The sequence below is a fragment of the Kitasatospora sp. NPDC054939 genome (assembly GCF_053610105.1).
Map to the genome: position 1 here is coordinate 1,368 of NZ_JBSGXP010000276.1, position 653 is coordinate 2,020.

Consider the following 653-nt stretch of genomic DNA (forward strand, 5'->3'; position numbering starts at 1 on the left):
AATTAGTTGCCTCCCACTGAACTACACGCCGCGCCATCTTCTCAGCCCCCTATTTTCGACAAATCTTTACTTTTTTCGACATTCTGAAAGCATAATTCTAGGTAATCAAGGGGAACGCCCCGCCTTGTTCTGATTGGATCGCAATTAAGATAGATGTCCTGGTATGGAATCGACTTCGGGCCGTTGTCTTTGGCTGCTTCCCAATACTTCAGGAAAAACGGCATTCTCACAAAGTAAAATTCCCTCAATTTTGAAAATTCAATTAATAGGAATGATATGCCGCCTTGATCCATGAACCGTTTAAGGTATTCGACTTGGTGATCATGGACGTTCTTCAATTCAAACCGTGTGTTTATTTGTGTTGCCTTCGCATCAAACGCGATTCCACGCCCCTGGGCTATCCCTACATAGTCAACGGTGCTTTTCTTCTCGTACACGATCCGGCCGCGTATATTCTTTGTTGGCGTTGCTACTTCGTCCACTAGCGCCCAGCCCTTATGCTTATATACGGCGTTTGTTTGGTTTACAAGTAGCTGAAGGCCCTTTCCTCTGTTTGCGTAATTGATAATTTAGATACATGGCAAATAGTGTGTCTGTTATAAGCGGCAAGCCCGAAACGAAGACGTACATTCGACATACTTAATAATAAACTC

General features: G+C 43.8%; 1 protein-coding gene. It reads right to left on the reverse strand.

What is annotated here, in order from left to right:
- Positions 1-41: 41 nt before the first annotated feature.
- Positions 42-569: a Holliday junction resolvase RecU gene (locus ACWGB8_RS38075; RefSeq protein WP_213377478.1), complete on the reverse strand. Its 528-nt coding sequence runs from the start codon at positions 567-569 to the stop codon at positions 42-44.
- Between the last annotated feature and the right edge of the window lie 84 nt (positions 570-653).